Raw genomic sequence first — 23591 nt, forward strand, 5'->3', positions numbered from 1 at the left:
ACAAGCGTTGATCGGGCTTTTGCCCGAAGGCCGAGTTATTCCGCCGCAGCCGCAGCCGCCACGGTCAGGCTGCCACCAGCCTTCTCGACGGCTTCGATGGCGGACTTGGAGGCACCGGTCACGGTCAGGTTCAGCTTGGCGGTCACGTCGCCCTTGGCCAGAACCCGCACACCGTCCAGCTTGCGGCGCACCAGGCCGGATGCGACCAGCGCATCCTCGGTGATGGCAGCAGATGCGTCCAGCTTGCCCTCGTCCACGAATTTCTGGATCAGGCCCAGGTTGACGACAGCAAATGCCTTGCGGTTGGGCTTGTTGAAGCCGCGCTTGGGCAGACGCTGATACAGCGGCATCTGGCCGCCTTCGTAGCCGTTCAGCGCAACACCGGACCGGGATTTCTGACCCTTGATACCACGGCCAGCAGTCTTGCCCTTGCCCGAACCCGGGCCGCGGCCGATACGCTTGGCTTTCTTGGTTGCGCCGGGATTGTCGCGCAGTTCATGCAGTTTCATGTCGCTTCTCCTTCGCCGGAACTGACCCCCGAAGCGATCACGGGGCCAAACACGGCATTTCTTGATTGTTGAGTCTCGGACCCTGGCAGGGCCACCGGGGGCGTATAGACTCGGGCCGTCGCTCTGGCAAGCCCCTCACCGCCGCCCATTCCCGTATCGCGCCGTCCGCTTTCATCTTGGCCCAAATACCTCCGCCGGAGGCATCCCGCCCTCACCACCGATCCAAGCGCCAGATATGGCCGATCTCCCAAGTGCCGTCCGATCCGATGCGTTCGGCCCTCCCCAGGGCGGGGAAGGGCCTTCGAAGGCCCTTGTGAAGAGGTTTCGAAACCTCTTCCCCCCGCAAGCGGCAAGATCTTGCGACAGGTCCGGCTGATCTTTGAAATCGAGGTTTCGTCTGCACGGGGGGTGTACAGGGGGTGTACGCATGGTGCACGGGGGGTGCCGGGGTGTTTTTGCCCCTAACGACGAAAGTTGAACAGCTGCGTAAGCCGGGCGTGACGCTGGAACGGGCGCGGTTCGCTCGGCGGATCCTGGCGCGCAATGACCCGCATCGCCAGCCATCCCGACCATAGCCCAAAGATCACTCCACCGACCGCCTGACCGATCAGAACCCCCGCCGCGCCGAACCATGCGGCGAAAATCATCACGAAGGGAATCGTTCCCAGTGTATGGCGGCCCCAATTGGTCCAGGTGGAGTAAAAGGGATGGCCCAGATTGTTGAAACTGGCGTTTGAGACGAAGATCATCCCGTTGAAAAACCACGCCAAAGCCAGCGGTCCGCAGAAGAGATAGACGATCTCCTGTGACAGACCCTCCAGCTCGAACAGCGCCCCGATGGGTCCGCGCAAGACGAACAGCAGCCCCGAGACCACGACCACCACAAGCGCGGTAAAGAGCAGCCCATCCAGATAGGCCCGCCGCACCCGGCCATAGTTCTGAGCTCCGAAATTCTGGCCGATAATGGGCCCGACCGCTCCGGACAGTGCGAAGATGGTCCCGAACGCAACCGGAATGAGGCGCCCCACAATGGCCATGCCCGCAACCGCTTCTTCGCCAAACTCCGCCATCGCCCGCGTCACGTAGGCCTGCCCCACCGGCGTCGCCAGTTGGGTCAGGATCGCAGGCAGGGCGAGCGCGAATATGGGTCTGAAATCGCTTGTAAATTCGTCTTTGGTCGGGCGCGCGAACCCGCCGTAGTGGCGCAGGATCGGATAGAGCGCCGCAGCGGCGATCGACACCCGCGCCGCCACGCTGGCCAGCGCCGCGCCGGTCAGTTCCAGGTCCAGCCCGAAGATCAGAATGGGGTCCAGTATCGCATTCACCAGCCCGCCGATGATCGTCGCATACATCGCCCGCCGCGCCGCGCCATGGGCGCGCAGGATGGCACCGCCGACCATTCCGATCAGCAGAAGTGGCAGGCTCGGGATGATGATCCTCAGATAGCCAACCGCCAGCTCGTGGGTTTCGCCTGATGCCCCCATCAGTGTCACGAGGAACCCCAGATTGACCCACACAATCGCAGCGAAGACCACGCCGAAAGCAAACCCGTAGGCAAGCGCCGTGGTCGCCTTCATCCGCGCGCCGGCCTCATCCCCGCCGCCGAGCGCCCGTGCAACAAGTGCACCCGCGGCAATCGACATGCCGATCCCGAAGGACGAGGTGAAGAACAGGATCGCCCCTGCATAGCCAACAGCCGCCGCCAGTTCGGCTTTCCCCAACATCGAGATGAAAATCATGTCGACGAAATCGACAAGGAAGACCGCCATCAGCCCCAGGGATGCCGTCAGCGACATGACCGAGATGTGACGGAACAGATTGCCCTGAAGGAAGACCGCGTTTGACTGTGCCATCCTGTGTATCTGCCACGGCGGGTGCATCGCCGCCATTCCGTAATTCTGCACATAGCTCTGTCAGACCGGCGCGATTGGGGGATTTACCCTAAGGCGTCGCAGGATGCAGTCGGGCATAAGGGTGTCAGACAACAACAGCACTCAAACCGGAGACAGACCCATGACCATCCTTCGCCACACCGCCATCGCCTTTACCCTTATTGCATCCGCAACCGCCCTGCCCGCCTTTGCCGAGAACATCGAGGCCGGCCCGATCTGGAACCAGGGCCACGCCAATCAGGTCTGCCCTGCAGTCGCCCAGGCCCATGGCGGCGAATGGACCGGCCATTGGTGGACCACCATCCCGAATGAAATGTCGGTCTGCCAGATCCAGATGCCCGCCCGCACCGTCGAGGCCGGACCGATCTGGAACCAGGAGCACGCCGAACAGGTCTGCCCCGCCATCGCCCATTCCCACGGCGCCGAATGGACGGGCCATTGGTGGACAACGGTCTGGAACGAGATGTCGGTCTGCCAGATCCGCTGATCCCGAGATTATCCACAAAGCATTTTCCATGACGTTCGCGCCCCGGTGACCCTGCCGGGGCGTTATTTCTTTGAGCGTTAGAAAAAGACTGGGGGATCGACCCCAGGGTTTCAGGACTTGGGTTTTGTCAAGGTGATCTCACCAAAACACCAGTCCAGGAGAAACCCGATGTTCCGCACACTGCTCACCACCGCCGCAATTACACTGACCCTTTCCGCCACCGCAGCCTCCGCCGAAATCCGTCGGGTCAATATCGAGGCCCTGTACGAGGCAGAGGCCCTCATCATCTGCAACATGCTGGCCGATGAGGAAGGCGCCACGAGTCGTGGCAGCGTCCGCAACGTGGATTATTTCCTCTACGAATGCCGCTTCGATGCGCCCGCGATGCGCAATATCACGGTGGAGGTCATGCCGCTGCTGCACGTGGCGCAGGCCCGCCCCGTCTGCCGCGATGCCGCCCGCAACCGGGGCGGCACCTGGACCGGCGACTGGGACGGCAACGGTGCGTTTGCCCCCGGCACCTGCACCATTCGCGTGCCCGCAGGCTGAGTCAGGAACAGATCAAAAAGCCTGATCGACTCCGTATTCACCAGCCCGCGCATTCCCTGCCCTCGGGAGCCCAAGATGTGCTAGTCAAGTCGAAGGGCAACGGGAGGTATCCATGACCATTTCCAAGGGCGGCTGTTTGTGTGGGAACATCAGATACGAAGTGAACGGTCCCCCCGATTGGGTGACCGTTTGCTTCTGCACATTCTGCCAGCGCGCCACCGGCGGCCCGCAGATGACCGAGCCGATCCACCATATCAGCGCATTTGAGATCACCCGAGGCGCAGCCAAAGTCTACACCCATATTTCGGGTGGCAGCGGTAAAGAGGTCTACGTCCATTTCTGCGCAGATTGCGGAACCAAAACGCATCTGACCTTTGAACGCTGGCCTGACCGGCTCGGCGTTTACTCTGGTACCTTCGACGATCCGGGCTGGTTCGATATGACCCCGGACAACACCAAGTTCATCTTTCTTGGTGAGGCCGCCAGGGAGACACTGGTGCCACCTGGGTTCAAAACCTACTGGGCACATGCGGCGACAGAAGATGGCACCCCGTTGGAACCCGAGGTGTTATCCGAAGTGCTGCATATCCAAAGATAGGATCAGAGCGCCGGCTTCTTCTGCAGAAGCTGCATCACGTCGGCCATTTCTGGTCCCCGCTCCAGCCCCGTGACCGCCTTGCGAAGCGGCATGAAGAGGCCCTTGCCCTTGCGGCCCGTGGCCTCTTTCACCGCGTCGGTCCAGCTTTTCCACGTGTCGGCGGAATAGGGCGGTTCGGGCAGCATTTCGAACGCCTGTGCCACGAACTCCCGATCCTCATCGGCGACCAGCGGCGTCGCCCCATCACGGAACAGATGCCACCAGCCCGCGATGTCGTGGCGGGTGGTGATGTTGGCGCGGGCCACGTTCCAGAAGGTCTCTGCCAGATCGTCCGGCACGCCGATGTCCGCGACCTGACCCGCCACGGCAGACAGGGGTTGCGTGTGCAGGAAGCGGGCAGTCAGCGGATAGAGGTCATCCACGTCGAACTTGGTCGGGGCAGATCCGAAATGGTTGAGGTCAAAGCCCTCGGCCAGTTGGTCCAGCGTCTCACAAAGCTCAATCGGCTGCGACGAACCAAGCCGCGCCATATGGGACAGAAGCGCCATTGCCTCCACCCCGTTTTCGCGCAGATCCTTCAGCGCCAGCGTCCCGAGCCGCTTGGACAGAGCCTCGCCCTGCGGGCCCGTCAGCAGCGAATGATGTGCGAAGGACGGCGCGCTGAATCCGAGCGCTTCCATGATCTGGATCTGCGTCGCGGTGTTGGTCACGTGATCGGACCCGCGCACCACATGGGTGACGCCCATATCGGTATCGTCCACCACCGAGGCGATGGTATACAGCACCTGCCCATCCTGCCGGATCAGCACCGGGTCGGAGACAGAAGCCGCATCAATCGACAGGTCGCCGAGAATGCCGTCGGCCCACTCGATCCGTTCTTGATTGAGCTTGAAGCGCCAGACGCCCTGACCACGTTCGGCCCGCATCGCGGCCTTCTCCTCGTCCGACAGCTTCAGCGCGGCGCGGTCATAGACCGGCGGCTGGCCCATATTGAGCTGTTTCTTGCGCTTGAGATCCAGTTCCGTGGGCGTTTCCCACGCCTCGTAAAACCGGCCCTTCGCGCGCAGGTCATCGGCGGCGGCAGCGTAGCGATCCAGCCGCTCGGACTGTTTCTCGATCCGGTCCCAGGTCAGCCCCAGCCATTCCAGATCACGCTGGATCTGGTCGGCATATTCCTGCTTGGACCGTTCCGGGTCCGTGTCGTCAAGGCGCAGGATGAACTGCCCCCCAGCCTTCTTGGCAATCAGGAAGTTGAACAGCGCGGTGCGCAGGTTCCCGACATGCAGATACCCGGTGGGGGACGGGGCGAAACGGGTGACGGTCATAGGTCTCGGACTCCTTCGGATCGGGGCGATGCTGTTTCACACACGCGCGCGAATGTCCATGAAAAGCTGCCTACCGGTCGCGCGGTGTCCAGTCGGCCGGAGGAGCATTCCGGCGATTGAGGCGCAGGGCAAGACCGCAGGCCACACCGACCCCGATGGCAATGGTCAGATCGGCCAGTACGGTCAGAACAAGCGTAAGCAGCAGCAAGACCAGATCCGCGCGCGGCAGGGCCGCATGGGCGCGCCAGTGTTGCGGCTCGCTCATGTTCCAGGCGGTCAGCAGCAGCAGACCTGCAAGCGCAGGCATCGCAAGGTACCCCGCAAGCGGGGCGGCGACCAGCATGACCAGAAGGATCGTCATCGCGTGCACCAGCCCCGCCACCGGGGTCTTGCCCCCGGCGCGCACATTGGTCGCCGTCCGCGCAATTGCGCCAGTGGCCGGCAAACCGCCGAAGAGAGCCGAGCCGATATTGGCAAATCCCTGCGCCAGAACCTCGGCATTGGACCGGTGACGGCTACCGATCATGCGGTCGGCCACCATCGCGGACAGCAGCGATTCGACCCCGGCCAGAAAGGCGATGATGAAGGCAGCGGGCAGCAGTTCGATCACCCGATCATAGGTAATGTCCGGCAGATGCGGCAGCGGCAGGGTCGAGGGCAGATCCCCAAAGCGGGACCGGATCGTTTCGACCGGCAAGTCCAGCACGGCAACCAGGGCCGACGTGGCCGCAACCGCCACGATCAGGCCGGGCAGGCGCGGGAACATGCGGCGCAGCACCACGATCAGGCCCATGGTCAGGCCCCCGATCGCCAGCGACGCGGTGTTGAGGCTGTCCCGTGCGATCCACATTTCGTGCAGCTTCTCGACAAACTCCGCCGGGACTGTTGCCATCTCCAGCCCCATGAAATCCTTCAGCTGGCTGACCGCAATGATCACCGCGATGCCGATGGTGAACCCGTGGATCACCGGTTCCGGCACGTAAGCGATCAGGCGTCCGGCCCGCAAAAGACCCGCCACCACAAGCATCACACCCGCCATCAAAGTTGCCAACACCAGCCCGTCAAACCCATGCGTGGCGATGACCCCGTAAACGACGACAATGAACGCCCCGGTCGGGCCACCGATCTGCACCCGACTTCCGCCAAGCAGCGAGATCAGGAAGCCCCCGACAATCGCGGTGATCAGCCCCGTCGCAGGATCGGCCCCGGAGGCAATCGCGATGGCAAGGCTGAGCGGCAGGGCCACCATGGCCACAGTCACCCCCGCCGCAAGGTCGCGCAGGAACAGCGGCCCGCTATAGCTTTGCATCGTGGTGATCAGCTTAGGCGTCATGGCGCAAGTATTCGTAGGGCAATGCCTTCGGCAAGTGGTCTCATTGCCGCCCGTCCCCTTGTATCAAGTTTGCGTGACGATGCGCCAAGGGGCCGAAATTGTTCTATCTTCCCAGTGGTACATGCCAACGAGGAGTTTGCCGCATGGCCCGCCTGAACCGTCGCTCGCTTTTGTCCATCTCGCTTGCCGCGCCGCTCATCGGCACCGCTGCGGCCCGCTCCGTTCAGGCCGAAGCACCCGCCATGGGGGCATCCTTCGCCCGACATCGCCGCTTCACGCTCGGATTGTTCGAGGTGACCACCCTGCTGGCCGGAACAACCCCGCGCGAGAACCCGCAAGGCATCTTCGGCACCAATGTCTCACCCGAGGAATTCGCCGAGGTCAGCGCCGCGAATTTCCTGTCGACCGAGGTCTCGCAGTTCTTCTTCACGCCGGTGGTGGTGAATACGGGGGCCGAGGTCATCCTATTTGACACCGGCCTCAACCCCGATGGCATCACCGGGGCGCTTTCTGCGGCGGGCTACAGCCCGGATCAGGTGGATATCGTCGTGATCACCCATATGCATGGCGACCATATCGGCGGGTTGTCCGATGGCACGACCCCGACCTTCCCCAATGCGCGCTATGTGACGGGACGGGCCGAATTCGACCATTGGGACATGTCGGGCAATGAAGGCTTTGAAAGCAAGGTGCGCCCGCTGTCTGAAAGCATGACCTTCCTCGACCCGGATCAGGACGTGGTGACCGGCATCACCTCGGTCGCCGCCTATGGCCATACGCCCGGTCATATGGGCTATCACATCGAAAGCGAGGGCGCGCGGCTGATGCTGTTTGCCGATCTCGCCAATCACCCCGTCTGGTCTCTTGCCCATCCCGATTGGGAGGTACGCTTTGACATGGACCAGGAGATGGCTGCGCAAAGTCGCCGCGATGTGCTCGGCATGATCGCCGCCGACCGCATCCCCGCCGTGGGCTATCACATGCCCTTCCCGGCACTCGGTTTCGTTGAAGCCAATGGCGACGGGTTCCGGTGGGTGCCGGAACAGGGGCAGTTCATGGGTTAATCGGTGATCGGGCCGTCGCCCACCCTCGGGTGCACGCGCGGACCGTCCGACACCCCCATTACCAGCACGATTTCATCAGGGCGCGGCGCGTCGGCGATGCCCACGGTCATCGTGTCGAAATGGGTAAAGGACCACGCCTCGTCCTTATGGCCAAGCGGCAGGTCGATCTGCGCGCCAAGTGCCGCGACTTTCGCGTTTGACGGGATCAGCGCCTTGCCGCCGCCAACAGCCGCGCGCATGGGCTTGCCAAGCTTTGGGTGGATCATCGCACCACCGTGTTCCATCTCTCCGGCAACGCCGACAATCGCGGCCTTGCCATAGCTGACCGGGCCTGCACCAAGCTGAGCGACGGCCTCCGCCATCAGCTCCGCCCCGAGCGCACCGCCAAGGTCGAATAGCTGGGCCAGATCAGCGCCGTGCTGGCCTGCGAAGGGGTTCTTGACCACCGCCAGCACCGCCGCCCTCGTGATCGGATCACAGGGCTTGCCGGACCCGTCGGCGCTGATCACTTCTTTTATCAAAACGGTTTTCCTGGCTGGCATGTGCGTTCCCCCACTGATCCTTGAAGCCTACACGGATCGCACGCCTCAAGTCACCAAATCCCTTCCCATTTCAGGCAACCCGGCGCATGTAAGTCGCATGACCGATTTGGCCCTTCTTACACCACCCGACCTTGCAGCGTTCGAGACGATGGCCGAGGCTGCGCGAGAGGCGTTGCCGCAACCTTACCGGCGCGCGGCCATGCAGGTGGCGCTGAGGGTCGAGGATTTCGCCAGCGACGAGATGCTGGACGCGTTGGAGATCGAGAACCCGTTCGAGCTGACCGGGCTCTATGAAGGCATCCCGCTGACCGAGAAGTCGGTGATGGATCAACCGATGGGGCCGGATGTGATCTGGCTCTTTCGCCGGGCGATCCTGGAGGAATGGGCGGATCGGGGCGATATCCCCCTTGGCCACCTGATCGGGCATGTCCTCGTGCATGAGCTGGCCCATCACTTCGGCTGGTCCGACGCGGATATCGCCGAAATCGACCCCTGGTGGGAGTAACGCTTGACCCGCGCGGCGCGGCACGCAAGCTGATCCCATGCGTATTCTGTTCTGCCTTTTCCTGATGACCGGCGCGGCCCTTGCCGACCCCTGTACGCAATCCCCCCGCGCCTTCTGGTCCGAGGCCTGTTCCGACCCGCTGACCCGAGCCGTTACTCTGGAGATGGAGGCGCTGATAGCCGAAACCCGCGAAACGCCCGGTCTGCACCCTGGCACCTGGGCCGCGCTCGGGCTGCGGGCCGAGATGGTCTATCTTGAACTCGATGCCTGTCTTGGAACCGATGTCCCAACTGCCTGCATGCTGCCCATTGCTGCCCGCCACGTGGCGGAGCTTCTGGAAGGCCCCTATCTGAACGGGGAACGCGCGGGTCTGACACGGGGGCCAGTCGATCTGCTCTGCCCGGAATTCGCGCGGCCTTTCCGGCTGACCCGCTTCGACACCGACCCGGCGACGATCTGGATATCCCCCGGCTATGCCTTGCTGACCCGAGACTCCGCCGCGCGCAACGTGGTTTATGGCGGACGCGGCGCGGAGGGCACCATTGATCTGGGGATCACCCCTGCGGGGCAAGTCGTGCTGACCGGCCTGTACTCGCGCCCGATGCCCTGCATGATCGCGGACGACAGCCTGCTGCGCTAGGTCGGCTCTACCGCCCAACGTTGTCCAAGGTCGTCCAACCCCGCGCGGATCAGTTCCTCCAGCACAACGAGATCGATATCGGCCAGCTTGTTTACATAGAGACAGGATTTGCCCGTCTTGTGCTTGCCGAGCCGGTTCAGAATATCACCGAAATCTGCATAGCCCGGCAGGATGTAGATCGACAGGTTCGCCTTGCGGGGGCTGAAACCAGTGGCCAGAAAGTCGCCCTCTCGTCCGCTGTCATAGATGTAGTGATACTGCCCATAGCCGATGATGGTAGGTCCCCACATGCGCGGCTGGAATCCCGTCACCCGCCGGAACAGCCCGTCGAGAACCAAAGCATCAGCACGGCGGGTCGGATGCTCGACCGCCGCAATGAAGTCGACGGGGTCGACGGGCGTAATCGTCGTCTTGTTCTCTGCCTTGGGCATGGGCGGGCCTCCTGCCACGGGAGAGTAGCAGCAGTTGGCCCGCCAGCGAAGGGTCAGGCGTAGCTGACAACCTCGATCTCGATATTGTCGGGCCCGTCGAAGTAGAAGCGGCGACCAGGTTCGTAATCACCGTGGTTGAAGGGCGTGTAGCCCGCCGCCTTCACCTTCGCCTCAACCGCGTCGAGATCCTCGACCACCACGCCGATATGATTCAGCCCGCCCGGCGTGCGATAGCGGTCGGGGGCCTTCATCTGGCCACCCTGGCTGTAGGCAACGACATAGCTGTTCTCATTGCCCACATGGATGGACAGCCCACCCCCCTTGCCCTCGCCCTGCCAGCGGATGCGCCATCCGAACAGATCGACCAGCAGGTCGGCCACCTTGCGGGGGTCGCTGACGGTCACGTTCACATGTTCCAGAAAAGCTGCGGTCATATCGGGTCTCCTTCACGGTTGATTCGCTTTCTGGTTTCATGGTGTAATTGCTAAAGTTGACTTTAGCTCAAGGGATTTTTTTCATGCGCCGACCCGGAGACATGCTGCCCATTGGCCGAATTGCCGAACGCACCGGCATGGCCGTGTCCGCCATCCGCTATTACGAGGCCGAGGGGCTGGTGCATCCGATCCGCACCGCCGCGGGCCAACGGCAGTTCCGGCGGTCCGACATCCGCAGGCTGAGTTTCGTGAAGATCGCGCAGGAGCTTGGGTTTTCCCTGTCGGAGATCCGCGAAGAAATGGCCAAGCTGCCCGAGGGGCGCACACCGACCAAGGCCGACTGGGAACGCATCAGCCGCCGGTTTCGCGCCGTTCTGGATCAGCGCATCGACCGGTTGCAGCGCACTCGCGACAGGCTCGATGGCTGTATCGGCTGCGGCTGCCTGAGCCTGAAAAGCTGCGCGCTCTACAATCCCGATGATGAGAAGGGCGCACGCGGGGCGGGCCCGCGCAACATCATCGACGGCTAGCGAAAGGCGGGCCCGTGGCACCAGATGGTGAGTGACTTGCGCTCGCCCTCGGTCACAGGCGTGACCCGGTGCAGAACGAAGGACGGAAACAGCGTGGCGGTTCCAAGGGCCGTATCGGCCGTGACAATGCCGGCACCGGGCATCAGTTCCAGCTTGCCGCCGGAATAGGCGGATGGCTCTGACAATTGCACCACCATGGTCAGTTTGCGCTTGGATGCAAGCCGTCCGTCACCGATATCGGAATGCCAGTCGAAATGTCCTTCCCGGTCAGCGCCGTAGTGAGCGACCTGCGCGGATTCCGCGAAATCGGTCAGGTCATAGCCATAGACCTGTCGGTTTGCCTCGCGCACGAGCGCGATGATCTTGTCCATCACCCAATCGGCCTCCGCCACCTCGTCGAGCCAGACCAGATCGGCCCGACGCAGGTTATGATCGGTGGCATTGCGCACAAGACCCGCGTCCTGGGCAGGAGCGGCATCGGCCACGGCGGTGATACGGGCGCAGTCTTCGGCGGTGAATGCGGCGGTGACGGTGTGGATCTGAATCATGGGAGCGGGAAGGTCTATCATGTGATCCCCGCGGATGTCAGATGTCACGTAATCCGTCGCGCCGATTTGTGACCGGAGAGGCAGATTGCGACGGGTTTTTCGCCGTGCCTTCGGCACGTCGACCCGCGCGCGGCTGCGCCGCGCGATGATTGGCGTAAGAGAAAGAATGGGGCGCTGCCCCCGTCGCCCAAGGGCGACCCCCCCGAGATATTTGGGCCAAGCTGAAAGGGGCTAGTTCGGGTCACGCCAGCGGTTGACGATAGGATAGCGGCGGTCGAGCCAGAAGGCGCGTTCGGTCAGGCGCGCGCCGGGAGCGGACTGGAAGCGCTTGTATTCCGAGATGTAGATCAGGCTTTCGACCTTCTTCACCGTGTCGCGGTCATAGCCCATGGCGACGACATCGGCGATCGAGGCCTCTTTGTCGATCAGCATCTCGAGGATCACATCGAGCACCTCGTAGGGCGGCAGGCTGTCCTCGTCCTTCTGATCCTCGCGCAACTCGGCGGTCGGGGGCTTGTCGATCACGCGGGGCGGGATGACCTCGCCCGCCGGGGCCAGCATCCAGGGGCGGTGATTTGCGTTGCGCCAGCGGCAGGTTTCGAACACGCGGGTCTTGTACATGTCCTTGATCGGGTTGTAGCCGCCCGCCATGTCACCATAGATCGTGGCATAGCCCACGGCGACCTCGGATTTGTTGCCGGTGGTCAACAGCATCTCCCCGAACTTGTTCGACAGCGCCATCAGGATGACACCGCGCAGGCGGGACTGGATGTTTTCCTCGGTAAGGTCCGGGTCTTTTCCCGCGAAGAGCGGCGCCAGCGCCTCGGTCATCGCGGCGCGGGGGCCGGAGATAGGCACCGTGTCGAGCCGGGTGCCGAGCGCCTGTGCCACGGCAGCGGCGTCTTCGAGCGACTCGGTCGAGGTGTATTCGGATGGCATCATCACGCAGCGCACGTTCTCCGGCCCCAAGGCATCGGCGGCAATCGTCGCCACGATGGCGGAATCGATGCCGCCCGACAGGCCCAGAAGCACCTGCTTGAACCCCGTCTTGCCCAGATAATCGCGCACCGAGTCCACCATGCAGCGGTAGTCAGCCTCCCATTCATCAGGCAGATGCGCCTTTTCGCCCTCGACCGCGCGCCAGCCATCGGCGGTGCGGGTGAAGTCCACATGGGTAAGTGTTTCGTCCATGAAGGGCATCTGCACGGCCAGCGCCCCGCCGGGGTTCAGCACGAAGCTTGCCCCGTCGAAGATCTGGTCGTCCTGCGCACCGGTCAGGTTCAGATAGGCCAGCGGCAACCCGGTCTCGATCACGCGGGCCACGGTCACCGCCTGTCGGATATTCATCTTGCCGCGATGATAGGGCGATCCGTTGGGGGAAATCAGAATCTCGGCCCCGGTTTCTTCCAGCGTTTCGCAGACATCCTCGAACCAGCAATCCTCGCAGATCGGGAAGCCGATCCGCACCGGGCCCACCTGAACAGGTCCCTGCATCTCACCCGCATGGTAATAGCGCTTCTCATCGAAGACGTTGTAATTGGGCAAGTGATGCTTGAGCACCGTCGCCTGCACCTTGCCGTCCTGAAGGATGAAATAGGCGTTGAAGGGCTTGTCCCCGCCGGGCCACGGTCCGCCGATTCCGATGGTCGGGCCATCGGCGCATTCTGCAGCAAGTTTTTCCACCACGCGGGCCACATCGGCGGCGAAGGCGGGTTTGCGCACAAGATCCTGCAGCTGGTAGCCGGTCACGAACATTTCCGGGAAGGCGATCAGGTCCGCCCCCGCGGCCTTTGCCTCGGCCCAGGCATCGCGCGCCTTTGCGGCATTGGCTTCCAGCGCGCCGACGGTGGCGTTGAGCTGCGCGAGTGTTACTCGGAATCTGTCGGACATGGGGCCTCGCCTCGGGTCGGTATCAAGCCGCCTTTTAGCAGATCACCGCCCGCCGCCAAGTCACCCGGACCAAAAGACATTGCGAGGTTAATCCCCCTCCACTAGGTTTACCGGCGACACGGGCAACGAAAACCTCAAAGGGGGCACATGGTGGGCCAAGCAGGTAAGGGCTTCCTACACCGCGTTTTCATGGCAGGCAGCACCGCGCTGTTGCTGTCCGGTGCCGCTTGGGCGCAGGAAAGCGGCGAGGTCGAGATCCACATGTACGAAGGTGGCGGGATCTACGAGGGCACATTCCGCAACGGAGTCCAGCATGGGACCGGCACCTATCGTTTGCCCAATGGCTATGAATATACCGGCGAATGGGTCGATGGCGAAATTCGCGGCCAGGGGCGCGCGGTGTTCCCCGATGGCTCGATCTATGAAGGCGCCTTTGCCGAAGGACGGCCCCATGGCTTCGGCTCGATCACCTTCGCCGATGGCTCGACCTATGAGGGCGAATGGTCCGAGGGGCGGATCAACGGTCAGGGCGTGGCGCTCTATGCCAATGGCGTGCGCTACGAGGGCGGCTTCCGCAATGCGCTGCATCATGGCACCGGCACGATGGATAGCCCCAACGGCTATCGCTACGAAGGCCAGTGGGTGAACGGGCTGAAACAGGGCGCGGGCCGCATCACCTACCCCGATGGCGCGGTCTATGAGGGCAATTTCGAAAACGGCCAGCGGCAGGGTCAGGGCCGGCTGGAGATGCCCGATGGCGTCATCTACGAAGGCCAGTGGCAGGCCGGTCAGATCAACGGCACCGGTACGCTGACTCAGCCAAATGGCGATGTTTATGAAGGCCAGTTGGTGAACGGCCAGCGGCAGGGTCAGGGCATCGTGCGCTATGCCAATGGCGACCGTTACGAGGGCGCCTTTGCCAATGACCGCCGCCATGGTCAGGGCGAGTTCCGGGGGGCTGACGGCTATCTCTATGTCGGCCAGTGGATCGACGGGCGGATCGAGGGCACCGGCACAGTCACCTATCCCGATGGCTCGGTCTATGAAGGCGCGTTCCGCAACGACCTCGCCCATGGGCGCGGGATGATTACCTATGAAGACGGGTCCACCTATGACGGCGAATGGGTCGAAGGGGTGATTCAGGGCTTCGGTGTCGCGCGCTATGCCAATGGACTGGTCTATGAAGGTCAGTTCATGAATGCCCGCCAGCATGGGCAGGGCGTCATGACCTATACCGATGGCTACCGCTACGAAGGGGCCTGGGCCGACGGGCTGCGCCACGGGCAGGGGATTGCCACCTATGCCGATGGAACGGTCTACGAGGGCGGGTTCGTCGCGGGCCAGCGCGAAGGCGAAGGCACGCTGACAATGCCAGACGGCTTCACCTATACCGGCGAATGGCAGGGCGGAGAGATCAACGGCACCGGCCGTGCCACCTATGCCAATGGCGATGTCTATCAGGGCCGCTTCGTGAACGGCACGCGGCAGGGTGCGGGCACCATGACCTACGCCGCCACCGAGGACCAGGAAGCGCGCGTCGTTCAGGGCATGTGGGAAGAGGGCCGGTTGGTCACGGAGGGCACCGCTGAGGAAGAGGCCACTGACGCGCCTGCCGAGGCAACCGACACCCCCGAACCGCCTGCGGAAGCCACCGGCGATGCCGGCGCGACTGAGGATGCCGAGACGCAGTAGGCAAGGCGGGCTTAGACGGGCTGACCCTGCTCCAGACGCTTCAAGAGTGCATCGGCGTCGGCAAGGACCTGTGCGCGGCGGTCGTCCGCCATCCGATCCCAGGTGCGATACATCTGGGCCATGCGCGGGTTCTGAGCAAACCTGTCGCGATGGCGGATCAGGAAGTGCCAGTAGAGCAGGTTGAACGGGCAGGCATCCGGGCCGGTCTTGATCTTCACGCCATAGTCGCAGGTCTTGCAGTAATCCGACATCCTGTCGATGTAGTTGCCCGATGACACATAGGGTTTCGACCCGACAACACCGCCATCGGCAAACTGGCTCATCCCAACGGTATTGGGCGCCTCGACCCATTCATAGGCATCGGCGTAGACGGCAAGATACCATTCATGCACCTCGCCCGGGTCGATCCCGGCCAGCAGGGCGAAATTGCCCGTCACCATCAGCCGCTGGATATGGTGGGCGTAGGCCTCTCGCCGGGTGACGCCGACAGCCTCTTTCATGCATCGCATCCGGGTTTCGCCGCCCCAGTAGACCGGCGGCAGCTTGCGGCTGTGGTCCAGCACGTTGCGTTGCGCGTAATCCGGCCCCTCGTGAAAGTAGACCCCCCGCACGAATTCACGCCAGCCGATGATCTGGCGGATGAACCCCTCCACAGCGTTCAGCGGAGCGTCACCCGCGCGATAGGCGGCTTCGGCCCGGCGGCAGACCTCCAGCGGGTCGAGCAGCCCGGCATTGATGTAGACAGACAGGACCGAATGAAAGAGGAAGTCCTGCCCGGTCACCATCGCGTCCTGATAATCGCCGAATTTGGGCAGGGCGTGCGCGATGAAGTGATCGAGCGCCGGCTCCGCCTGCGCAGGCTCGGTGGCGAACCAGAAGGGCCGCAGGTTGCCGAAACGGGTGTCGAACCGTGTCTCAACCAGGTTCAGCACCTCCTCCGTCACGTCGTCATGGTCGAACCGGGGCGGCACCGGGCCGAAAAGCCCTTTGGGCGGCCCCTTGCGGTTGTCATGGTCGTAGTTCCACTGCCCGCCCTCGGGCTGGTCGCCCTCCATCAGCAGGCCCGTCTTGCGCCGCATCTCGCGGTAGAAGAACTCCATCCGCAGCGCCTTGCGGCCCTTTGCCCACGCCTCGAACTCCGCATGGGTGCAGATAAACCGGTCATCCTCCAGCAGGCGAACCGTCAAAGGATGATCCCGCAGTGCCTCGATCAGGCGCCATTCGCCGGGTTCCGTGACCAGAACCTCGGTCGCACCGACCTCTTCCGCCCGCCGCAGCAACTCCGCCCCGATGGACCCAGCATTCTCCGGGTCATCCAGCCGGGTATAAGCCACGCGCCAGCCGTCCGTCTGCAACCGCGCCGCAAACTTGCGCATGGCCGCAAACAGAAAGGCGATCTTCTTGGGATGGTGCGGGACGTAATCCGTTTCCACCGCAACCTCCGCCATGACCACCACGTCGCGCGCCCGGTCAGCCGCCTTCAGCGCCGCCACCGTGGGTGTCAGTTGATCGCCCAGAACCAGGACCAGACGCGGGCTCACCACGGCACCGCCTTGCCCGCCCAATCAAAGAACTGGCCGGTATGCTCTGACGTCAGCCCGTCGATCACGCGGATGAGGTTTTGCGCCGCCTCCTCGGGTGTCACCGATCCGTGCCGCGCCAGATAGGGGCCGGTCAGCCGCGTCTGCACGGTGCCGGGATGCAAAGACACAAGGATCGCCTGCTTGCGCAGCCGCCCGTATTCGATTGCCGAGGTCCGCAGGATCTGGTTCACCGCCGCCTTCGCCGCGCGATAGCTGATCCAGCCGCCAAGCCGGTTATCCCCGATAGACCCCACCCGCGCCGAGAGAACGGCGACCACCGACCGCCGGTCGCGCGGCACCAGCGGCAGAAGGTGTTTCAGAACCAAAGCAGGCCCAATCGCGTTCAACGCGAACTGCGCGGCCATGTCGGCTGGGTCCAGCGCACGGATGGTCTTTTCCGGCTCCGACCCGTCGATCTGCAAGGCGCCCGTCGTGACCAGAACCCGGTCGAACATGCCCTCCTGCACGCCCAGAACCCGCGCAATGCTGGCCTCGTCGGTCAGGTCCAGCCCGTCAGCACGGCGCGAGAGCCGCACGACCTCGCCGCGCGGCTCCAGCGCGTCCGCCAGTGCCGCGCCGATCCCGCCAGAGGCGCCGATGATAAGTGTTCTGTCCTGTGTCATGGAAAGGGAGCTAATGCGCCCATGGCTCTGGTCAATCGCGCATTGCCCCTCCATTGTACCCACCACAGGAACAGGACACGCCATGACCAAGCCCATCATCTATCACATTCCCGTCTGCCCCTTTTCACAGCGCATCGAGATCCTGTTGGAGCTGAAGGGCCTGCGCGACGCGGTGGAATTCCGCGTCGTGGACATCACTAAGCCGCGCGACCCGGAATTGTTGGCCAAGACGCGCGGCACCACGGCACTTCCCGTGCTGGAAACCGAAGACGGGCGCATCCTGAAGGAAAGCCTCGTCATCATGCGCTACGTGGAGGAGCGGTTTGCCAATACGCCCGTGGCCCGCACCGACCCGTTCGAGCGCGCCGTGGAACGGATGATGATCACCCGCGAGGGGCCCTTCACAATGACCGGCTACATGATGGTGATGAACCGCGAGCGGGCGCAGACCGAGGAGTTCCGGGCCAAGATGCTCGATCACTACGCGTGGCTGTCGGATTTCCTCGACCATCACAATCCCGGCGGTCTGTGGCTGTTTGACGATTTCGGGCTGGCCGAGCTGGTCTTCACCCCGATGATGATGCGCTTCTGGTTTCTCGACTATTACGAGGGCTTCGAGATCCCCGACGAGCTCCGCTTCGCCCGCGTCCGCCGCTGGCGCGACGCCTGCCTCGCCCACCCCGCCGCGCAGCAGGTGTCTTACGACGAGATCGTGAAACTCTACTACGACTACGCCATCGGGGCGGGAAACGGCGCGCTGCCCGAGGGGCGGCAGGTGTCGAGCTTTTCCTTCACGCCCGATTGGCCGGATCGCCCGATGCCGCCAAAGGACAAATACGACCGGATCGCCAGCGATGCGGAGCTTGGGTTGGTCTGAGGGGTTGGCGGTCAGATATTAATGCCTCTTCCGCACCTGTTGAGTTGGCCAGATGACTAGCCCGCGCGGAATCAAGGCCGAAGGCTGCCGCGCATCGACGGGCCGCCCCCCGGCACGGCGATTTGGTGGGGCTTGGTGCCCCGATCTGATCATACGTGGATTTGGCCGGCATAAAGCGCTGCCTCTCTACGCCCGGATCGCCGCACCGCGGCCCGTCGTCAAAAGGCTTGTACCCGCGGTGACATCCGATCCTAATCCAACAAAGCAAAAAGGGGGTTTCCATCCGGTTTCCCGCACGTAATATGTGCCCCATGATGACGCACGGCCATATCACGACCCTGACCGCCCCGACGGGCGGCCTAGACCTGTGCGCTCTTCTTCTCCTTAGCCGCCTCTGAGCGTGCCTTTCGGCGCGACCGCTCAGGGGGGAACCAGCGCCGAAACGACACAAGACAATCTGGCTAAGACCAAGGATACCCCCATGACCATCGACAAAGATCGCGTGTTGATCTTCGACACCACCTTGCGTGACGGCGAACAGTCGCCCGGCGCCACCATGAGCCATGACGAAAAGCTCGAAATTGCAGCGCTTCTGGACGAAATGGGCGTCGACATCATCGAAGCAGGCTTTCCCATTGCCTCGGAAGGCGATTTCGCCGCCGTGTCCGAGATTGCAAAGCTGGCGAAATCCGCCACGATCTGCGGCCTCGCGCGCGCCAATTACAAGGATATCGACCGCTGTTGGGAGGCCGTGAAACACGCCGTTTCCCCGCGCATCCATACCTTCATCGGCACATCGCCCCAGCACCGCGCCATTCCGAACCTGACCATGGACGAAATGGCCGACCGCATCCATGAAACCGTGACCCACGCCCGCAATCTGTGTGACAACGTGCAATGGTCGCCGATGGACGCGACCCGGACGGAATGGGATTACCTCGCGCGCGTGGTGGAGATCGCCATCAAGGCGGGCGCCACCACCATCAACATACCCGACACCGTGGGCTATACCGCGCCGGTAGAATCGGCCGACCTGATCCGCCGCCTGATCGCGGAAGTGCCCGGCGCCGACGAGGTGATCTTCGCCACCCATTGCCACAATGACCTTGGCATGGCGACGGCGAACGCGCTTGGGGCCGTGGCAGGGGGCGCGCGCCAGATTGAATGTACCATAAACGGTCTGGGCGAACGCGCCGGCAACACCGCGCTGGAAGAGGTCGTGATGGCCCTGAAAGTGCGCAATGACATCATGCCGTGGCACACGCAGATCGACACGACCAAGATCATGCATATCTCGCGCCGGGTCTCGACCGTGTCGGGCTTTGCTGTGCAGCCCAACAAGGCCATCGTCGGCAAGAACGCCTTTGCCCATGAAAGCGGCATCCATCAGGATGGGATGCTGAAATCGGCCGACACGTTCGAGATCATGCGGCCAGAGGATGTGGGCCTTGCCGGGACCTCGCTGCCTCTGGGCAAGCATTCGGGCCGGGCTGCGCTGCGCGCGAAGCTCAAGGACCTGGGTTTCGACATGGTCGACAACCAGTTGAACGATCTGTTCGTGCGGTTCAAGACGCTCGCTGACCGCAAGAAAGAGGTCTTCGACGACGACCTGATCGCGCTGGTCACCGATGCCGCCGCTGCGGGCACCGAGGATCATCTGGAACTGAAATTCCTGCGCGTGATCTGCGGCACCGAGGCGCCGCAATCGGCCGACATTACACTGCGCGTGGGCGACAAGGACCATCAGGCGACGGCGCAGGGCGATGGCCCGGTCGATGCGGCCTTCAACGCGGTGAAGGCGCTCTACCCGAACGAGGCGGCCTTGCAGCTCTATCAGGTCAGCGCCGTGACCGAGGGCATGGACGCGCAGGCCACCGTGACCGTCCGGATCGAGGAAGACGGGCGCATCGCCACCGGGCAATCGGCGGATACCGATACCGTGGTGGCCAGCGTCAAGGCCTACGTCAACGCATTGAACCGCCTGATCGTCCGGCGAGAGAAGCTGGGCGAAGGCAGCGACAAGCGCGAAGTCTCCTACAAGGACGTGAACTGATCACCGGAGCGGCCGCCCCACAAAGGCGGCCGTTTTCATTCCGGCTCGGCGCCCATCTCTTGCGCTATCTCTTCGATCGCGGACCAGATCCTGCCCGGCACCATCAGCGGCTTTCCCTGCGCGGCGGCGCAAAGGTCGCGCTCCCGCTCACCTGGAACCTGCACCGGCCCGCGCCCCTCGGCGGGGGCAGACACCCGGATTTCCGCCAGGATTTCCTCGGCCACCGCCTGCATCGCGGGGGCTTCGTGGTAACGGCGGCAATCCAGCGCCAGCACCAGCCAGTTGATCTCGCCTTTCAGGACCGGCCCCAGCATCGCCTCGCCCACCAGTTCCGCAATCAGCGCGAGGCCATAGCCCAAAGGCCCGCCCTTGGGCAGGATCGCGCCGCCGTTGAAGTAATCCTCGGGGTTTCGGGAGGGCGCGCCATGGCGGTCCACGATCAACCCCTCGGGCAGGTCCACCCCCGCCGCGCGGGCGGCGTAGATCCAGCCCCCCGCCGCCTGCGAGGTGGCAATGTCGATCACGACCGGCCCCCGGTCGCCGCCCGGCATGGCGATGCAGAACGGATTGGTCGGCAACAGCGCCTCGCGCCCGCCAAAAGGGGCCACCATCCGCCAGCGTTTGCGGTTGCCGCCGCCAAGCGCGATGGACAGGCAGCCACGCCGCGCTGCAATCTCCCCAAACCCCCCAAGCCGCCCGGTATGCCCGGCCCCGAGGACACCGACCGCTGACAGGCCCTGTTCCAGCGCAGCCTCGGCGGCAACCTCATGCGCGATCCGCATCGCGGGAATGCCGATTCCGCCATGGGCCTGCACCGTCAGCCGCCCGCCCTCCTGCCGCAGAATCTCGGACCGCGCCTTTGGGTCGAGCGTTCCGTCCAGCATCTCCCGCGTGTATTGCAGCACCCGCACGATGCCATGGGATTCGACGCCGCACTGGTCGGCTTCGACCAGATGATCGGCGACCTCTCGCGCCATGTCGGGCGCAGCCCCCGCCGCCTCGAAAAGCCCGCAGGCCACGCGCGCCGCCTCCTCGGGGGCGACGGCGACCCGGTCCAATACACTGAGTTTTCCGTGCATTTCCGACTGTTGGGCCATGCGACTGTCTTTCTGAGGTCTCCGCCCCGAACGGTGTCACAGCGGTACGGCTTTCGCAGCAGCTTTTTTACGCGGTCAGGGCAGAATTCGAAGGCGCTGCCCGATCCACATCCAGACAGGTGCAAGGGCGAAGGTCAGGGCAAAAGTGCCAATCGTCAGCGGCACCGGTCCCCATCCCGTCATCTCGCGCAGCGGCAGCAGGTACAGAGGGTGGCTGAGATAGACGACCATCGAGATTCGCCTTGGGTCGAACCCCGGCAGGGACAGGGGCAGATCGCGGACCGAGACAAACAGAACCGGCGTCAGAACGAAGGCTGAAAAAGTGAGGTCGTAGAAGGCGTCGGGATCGAGGCTGCGATATTCCAGCGTGGTTTCGACGATCATCATCGCTACCGCCAGAAGCAGGAACGCAAAACGCCGCCTCGGGCCGATCCCGGCCAGCAACCGCCCTCGCGCGATCAGCAGGCCAAGCGCAAGGAAGGGGAAGCCGTAGAACACGAAATTCCGGGTCAGAACCAGAAGGTCATAGGGATTCCGCATGGCGGACAGGTCTAGGAAGATATTCTCGGCATATTGCACCGTCCCACCGATGCAGAACAGAACCGCCGCCAGCGTCATAAGCACCCCGTCGGACAGGTTCCGTGCGGCATGAAGCAGGATCATCCCGCCGATCAGCGCCGGCAGATACCACAGGTGGAAGAAGCCGAAGAACAGCGTCAATCCCAGCCGGTACAGGCTGATTTCCTGATAGAACAGGATGAAGGGCAGAAAGACGAGGCTCCAACCCAGGTAGACGCGCATCACGCGCCAGACCCACGCGCCAATACCCTTCGCCATCTGCCGGTCAAAGAAATAGCCGGTGGTCAGCAGGAAGAACGGCACGATCACCCGCGCGAAGCCATTGTTGAAATAGAAATGCGCCGCCGGGCTGACCGCCTGAAGGCTGGCGCAATGGGCCATGACGACCATCAACGCCAGCACCAGCCGGGCGGCGTCGATGCCCCCATTCCTCAGGCCTCCTGCCGTGCTGGCGGAGGGTATCTGCACATGCCGGGATGCGGTCATGTCTGCCATGATCCTCGATTCATCCATGTCTGCTCAATATCGGGGTTCACCCCTAGGGCCCAAGTTTGCTTTCATTGTCCCGAAATGTGGAATTATTCATGGCCATCTCTGGACGGCCTACGGCGGAAATGCGCTGATTTCTTTCAAAGCAAGCCTTTACCTGCCCTACCCCACCGGCCTATATGCGATGCGGTCTGCGGGGCCGCTTGCGCCCGAGTCTCTCGCAGGTGCTAATAAACCATATCGCGCGCATAGAAGCAGGATCTCCTCAACCATGTTCGGACTTTTCGGCAGCCTCTTTTCCGCGGACATGGCCATTGACCTCGGAACCGCGAACACGCTGGTCTATGTCAAGGGCAAGGGCGTGGTCCTGAACGAACCTTCCGTTGTGGCCTACCAGATCAAGGACGGGGTCAAGAAGGCGCTGGCCTTTGGCGAAGACGCCAAGCTGATGCTTGGCCGGACGCCGGGCAGCATCCAGGCCATCCGGCCGATGCGCGAAGGGGTGATCGCGGACTTTGACGTGGCCGAAGAGATGATCAAGCACTTCATCCGCAAGGTTCACAAGCGCACCACCTTCACCAAGCCCAAGATCATCGTGTGTGTGCCCCACGGTGCAACGCCCGTGGAAAAGCGCGCCATTCGTCAGTCGGTGCTGTCGGCAGGGGCGCGCAAGGCGGGCCTGATCGCGGAACCCATTGCCGCGGCCATCGGCGCGGGCATGCCCATCACCGACCCGACCGGCTCCATGGTCGTCGATATCGGCGGCGGGACGACCGAAGTGGCGGTTCTGTCGCTGGCCGATATCGTCTATGCCCGATCTGTCCGCGTCGGGGGCGACCGCATGGACGAGGCGATCATCAGCTACCTGCGCCGCCAGCAGAACCTTCTGATCGGTGAGGCCACGGCCGAACGGATCAAGACCTCTATCGGCACCGCCCGCATGCCCGATGACGGGCGCGGCGCGTCCATGCAGATCCGGGGGCGCGACCTGTTGAACGGGGTGCCCAAGGAAACCGAAATCAGCCAGGCCCAGGTGGCCGAGGCGCTGGCCGAACCCGTGCAGCAGATCTGCGAAGCGGTGATGGGCGCGCTGGAAGCCACCCCGCCCGACCTTGCAGCCGACATCGTGGATCGCGGCGTGATGCTGACCGGTGGGGGCGCGCTCCTGGGTGAACTTGACCTCGCCCTGCGCGAACAGACCGGGCTGGCCATTTCCGTGGCCGACGAAAGCCTCAACTGCGTGGCGCTTGGCACCGGCAAGGCACTGGAATACGAAAACCTTCTGCGCCACGCTATCGACTACGACAGCTGATCGCCGCCC

At 63.4% G+C, this 23591-nt stretch carries 24 protein-coding genes; 11 read left to right on the forward strand and 13 right to left on the reverse strand.

All coding sequences use genetic code 11. The features are described from left to right. Nucleotides 1-35: 35 nt before the first annotated feature. Nucleotides 36-509: a 50S ribosomal protein L15 gene (rplO, locus tag ACOOEX_RS17270; RefSeq protein ID WP_071689302.1), complete on the reverse strand. Its 474-nt coding sequence runs from the start codon at nucleotides 507-509 to the stop codon at nucleotides 36-38. Nucleotides 510-970: 461 nt separating this feature from the next. Beyond that, a complete protein-coding gene (locus tag ACOOEX_RS17275; RefSeq protein WP_420395984.1) occupies nucleotides 971-2362 on the reverse strand; it encodes an MATE family efflux transporter in 1392 nt (463 codons plus the stop codon). Nucleotides 2363-2522: 160 nt separating this feature from the next. On the opposite strand from ACOOEX_RS17275, the gene ACOOEX_RS17280 reads away from it, so the two are divergent. From ACOOEX_RS17280 to ACOOEX_RS17290, 3 genes are all read left to right on the forward strand, one after another. Then, on the forward strand, nucleotides 2523-2888 hold the full coding sequence (locus ACOOEX_RS17280) for a mannan-binding lectin (RefSeq protein ID WP_420395985.1): 366 nt from the start codon (nucleotides 2523-2525) through the stop codon (nucleotides 2886-2888). 168 nt (nucleotides 2889-3056) lie between these two features. Then, nucleotides 3057-3437, forward strand: coding sequence for a hypothetical protein (locus tag ACOOEX_RS17285; protein WP_420395986.1), 381 nt, complete (start codon nucleotides 3057-3059; stop codon nucleotides 3435-3437). A 112-nt stretch (nucleotides 3438-3549) separates the two neighbouring features. After that, nucleotides 3550-4035: a GFA family protein gene (locus ACOOEX_RS17290; RefSeq protein ID WP_420395987.1), complete on the forward strand. Its 486-nt coding sequence runs from the start codon at nucleotides 3550-3552 to the stop codon at nucleotides 4033-4035. A gap of 2 nt (nucleotides 4036-4037) precedes the next feature. Here the strand turns inward: ACOOEX_RS17290 and gltX are convergent, their stop codons facing one another. Together gltX and ACOOEX_RS17300 are read right to left on the reverse strand one after the other, a co-directional pair. Continuing rightward, nucleotides 4038-5360: a glutamate--tRNA ligase gene (gltX, locus tag ACOOEX_RS17295; RefSeq protein ID WP_420395988.1), complete on the reverse strand. Its 1323-nt coding sequence runs from the start codon at nucleotides 5358-5360 to the stop codon at nucleotides 4038-4040. A gap of 70 nt (nucleotides 5361-5430) precedes the next feature. Continuing rightward, on the reverse strand, nucleotides 5431-6693 hold the full coding sequence (locus ACOOEX_RS17300) for a SulP family inorganic anion transporter (RefSeq protein WP_420395989.1): 1263 nt from the start codon (nucleotides 6691-6693) through the stop codon (nucleotides 5431-5433). Between the two features lie 143 nt (nucleotides 6694-6836). Here ACOOEX_RS17300 and ACOOEX_RS17305 point away from each other — a divergent pair, with 143 nt between their 5' ends. After that, nucleotides 6837-7757, forward strand: a complete 921-nt coding sequence (locus tag ACOOEX_RS17305; protein WP_420395990.1) for an MBL fold metallo-hydrolase — start codon at nucleotides 6837-6839, stop codon at nucleotides 7755-7757. Here the strand turns inward: ACOOEX_RS17305 and ACOOEX_RS17310 are convergent. Then, nucleotides 7754-8278: an amino acid synthesis family protein gene (locus ACOOEX_RS17310; RefSeq protein WP_420395991.1), complete on the reverse strand. Its 525-nt coding sequence runs from the start codon at nucleotides 8276-8278 to the stop codon at nucleotides 7754-7756. The genes ACOOEX_RS17305 and ACOOEX_RS17310 overlap by 4 nt on opposite strands. Before the next feature lie 118 nt (nucleotides 8279-8396). Between ACOOEX_RS17310 and ACOOEX_RS17315 the strand changes: the two genes are divergently transcribed. Together ACOOEX_RS17315 and ACOOEX_RS17320 are read left to right on the forward strand one after the other, a co-directional pair. Then, on the forward strand, nucleotides 8397-8804 hold the full coding sequence (locus ACOOEX_RS17315; protein ID WP_420395992.1) for a metallopeptidase family protein: 408 nt from the start codon (nucleotides 8397-8399) through the stop codon (nucleotides 8802-8804). A gap of 37 nt (nucleotides 8805-8841) precedes the next feature. After that, nucleotides 8842-9444: a hypothetical protein gene (locus tag ACOOEX_RS17320; protein ID WP_420395993.1), complete on the forward strand. Its 603-nt coding sequence runs from the start codon at nucleotides 8842-8844 to the stop codon at nucleotides 9442-9444. Here ACOOEX_RS17320 and ACOOEX_RS17325 read toward each other — a convergent pair. Both ACOOEX_RS17325 and ACOOEX_RS17330 read right to left on the reverse strand, forming a co-directional pair. Further along, nucleotides 9441-9875, reverse strand: a complete 435-nt coding sequence (locus tag ACOOEX_RS17325) for a DUF1801 domain-containing protein (protein WP_420395994.1) — start codon at nucleotides 9873-9875, stop codon at nucleotides 9441-9443. The genes ACOOEX_RS17320 and ACOOEX_RS17325 overlap by 4 nt on opposite strands. A gap of 53 nt (nucleotides 9876-9928) precedes the next feature. Beyond that, nucleotides 9929-10309 carry a VOC family protein gene (locus ACOOEX_RS17330; RefSeq protein ID WP_071689311.1) on the reverse strand — a complete coding sequence of 127 codons (381 nt, stop codon included), beginning with the start codon at nucleotides 10307-10309 and terminating at the stop codon, nucleotides 9929-9931. A gap of 83 nt (nucleotides 10310-10392) precedes the next feature. Between ACOOEX_RS17330 and soxR the strand changes: the two genes are divergently transcribed. After that, nucleotides 10393-10839, forward strand: a complete 447-nt coding sequence (soxR, locus tag ACOOEX_RS17335) for a redox-sensitive transcriptional activator SoxR (protein ID WP_420395995.1) — start codon at nucleotides 10393-10395, stop codon at nucleotides 10837-10839. Here the strand turns inward: soxR and ACOOEX_RS17340 are convergent. Together ACOOEX_RS17340 and ACOOEX_RS17345 are read right to left on the reverse strand one after the other, a co-directional pair. Further along, on the reverse strand, nucleotides 10836-11408 hold the full coding sequence (locus ACOOEX_RS17340) for a 2OG-Fe(II) oxygenase (RefSeq protein WP_420395996.1): 573 nt from the start codon (nucleotides 11406-11408) through the stop codon (nucleotides 10836-10838). The two genes, soxR and ACOOEX_RS17340, sit on opposite strands and share 4 nt — an antisense overlap. A gap of 210 nt (nucleotides 11409-11618) precedes the next feature. Next, nucleotides 11619-13277 carry an NAD+ synthase gene (locus tag ACOOEX_RS17345; protein ID WP_420395997.1) on the reverse strand — a complete coding sequence of 553 codons (1659 nt, stop codon included), beginning with the start codon at nucleotides 13275-13277 and terminating at the stop codon, nucleotides 11619-11621. A 189-nt stretch (nucleotides 13278-13466) separates the two neighbouring features. On the opposite strand from ACOOEX_RS17345, the gene ACOOEX_RS17350 reads away from it, so the two are divergent. After that, a complete protein-coding gene (locus ACOOEX_RS17350; RefSeq protein WP_420395998.1) occupies nucleotides 13467-14969 on the forward strand; it encodes a 2-isopropylmalate synthase in 1503 nt (500 codons plus the stop codon). 11 nt (nucleotides 14970-14980) lie between these two features. Here the strand turns inward: ACOOEX_RS17350 and ACOOEX_RS17355 are convergent, their stop codons facing one another. Together ACOOEX_RS17355 and ACOOEX_RS17360 are read right to left on the reverse strand one after the other, a co-directional pair. Then, nucleotides 14981-16510, reverse strand: coding sequence for a cryptochrome/photolyase family protein (locus ACOOEX_RS17355; protein WP_420395999.1), 1530 nt, complete (start codon nucleotides 16508-16510; stop codon nucleotides 14981-14983). Further along, entirely contained in the window at nucleotides 16507-17175 is a 669-nt protein-coding gene (locus ACOOEX_RS17360) for an SDR family NAD(P)-dependent oxidoreductase (protein WP_420396000.1), read from the reverse strand. Before ACOOEX_RS17360 ends, ACOOEX_RS17355 begins: the two co-directional genes overlap by 4 nt. An 82-nt stretch (nucleotides 17176-17257) precedes the next feature. On the opposite strand from ACOOEX_RS17360, the gene ACOOEX_RS17365 reads away from it, so the two are divergent. Both ACOOEX_RS17365 and ACOOEX_RS17370 read left to right on the forward strand, forming a co-directional pair. Next, nucleotides 17258-18052: a glutathione S-transferase family protein gene (locus ACOOEX_RS17365; RefSeq protein WP_420396001.1), complete on the forward strand. Its 795-nt coding sequence runs from the start codon at nucleotides 17258-17260 to the stop codon at nucleotides 18050-18052. A gap of 481 nt (nucleotides 18053-18533) precedes the next feature. After that, nucleotides 18534-20105, forward strand: coding sequence for a 2-isopropylmalate synthase (locus ACOOEX_RS17370; RefSeq protein ID WP_420396002.1), 1572 nt, complete (start codon nucleotides 18534-18536; stop codon nucleotides 20103-20105). 35 nt (nucleotides 20106-20140) lie between these two features. Here ACOOEX_RS17370 and ACOOEX_RS17375 read toward each other — a convergent pair whose 3' ends face one another. Both ACOOEX_RS17375 and ACOOEX_RS17380 read right to left on the reverse strand, forming a co-directional pair. Next, nucleotides 20141-21202: an Ldh family oxidoreductase gene (locus tag ACOOEX_RS17375; RefSeq protein ID WP_420396003.1), complete on the reverse strand. Its 1062-nt coding sequence runs from the start codon at nucleotides 21200-21202 to the stop codon at nucleotides 20141-20143. A 75-nt stretch (nucleotides 21203-21277) separates the two neighbouring features. Further along, nucleotides 21278-22267 carry an acyltransferase family protein gene (locus ACOOEX_RS17380; RefSeq protein WP_420396004.1) on the reverse strand — a complete coding sequence of 330 codons (990 nt, stop codon included), beginning with the start codon at nucleotides 22265-22267 and terminating at the stop codon, nucleotides 21278-21280. A gap of 274 nt (nucleotides 22268-22541) precedes the next feature. Between ACOOEX_RS17380 and ACOOEX_RS17385 the strand changes: the two genes are divergently transcribed. Continuing rightward, on the forward strand, nucleotides 22542-23582 hold the full coding sequence (locus ACOOEX_RS17385) for a rod shape-determining protein (RefSeq protein ID WP_071689319.1): 1041 nt from the start codon (nucleotides 22542-22544) through the stop codon (nucleotides 23580-23582). The last annotated feature ends 9 nt before the right edge of the window (nucleotides 23583-23591 follow it).

This window comes from Nioella sp. (genome assembly GCF_965215655.1).
In the GTDB taxonomy this organism is placed as follows: domain Bacteria; phylum Pseudomonadota; class Alphaproteobacteria; order Rhodobacterales; family Rhodobacteraceae; genus Nioella.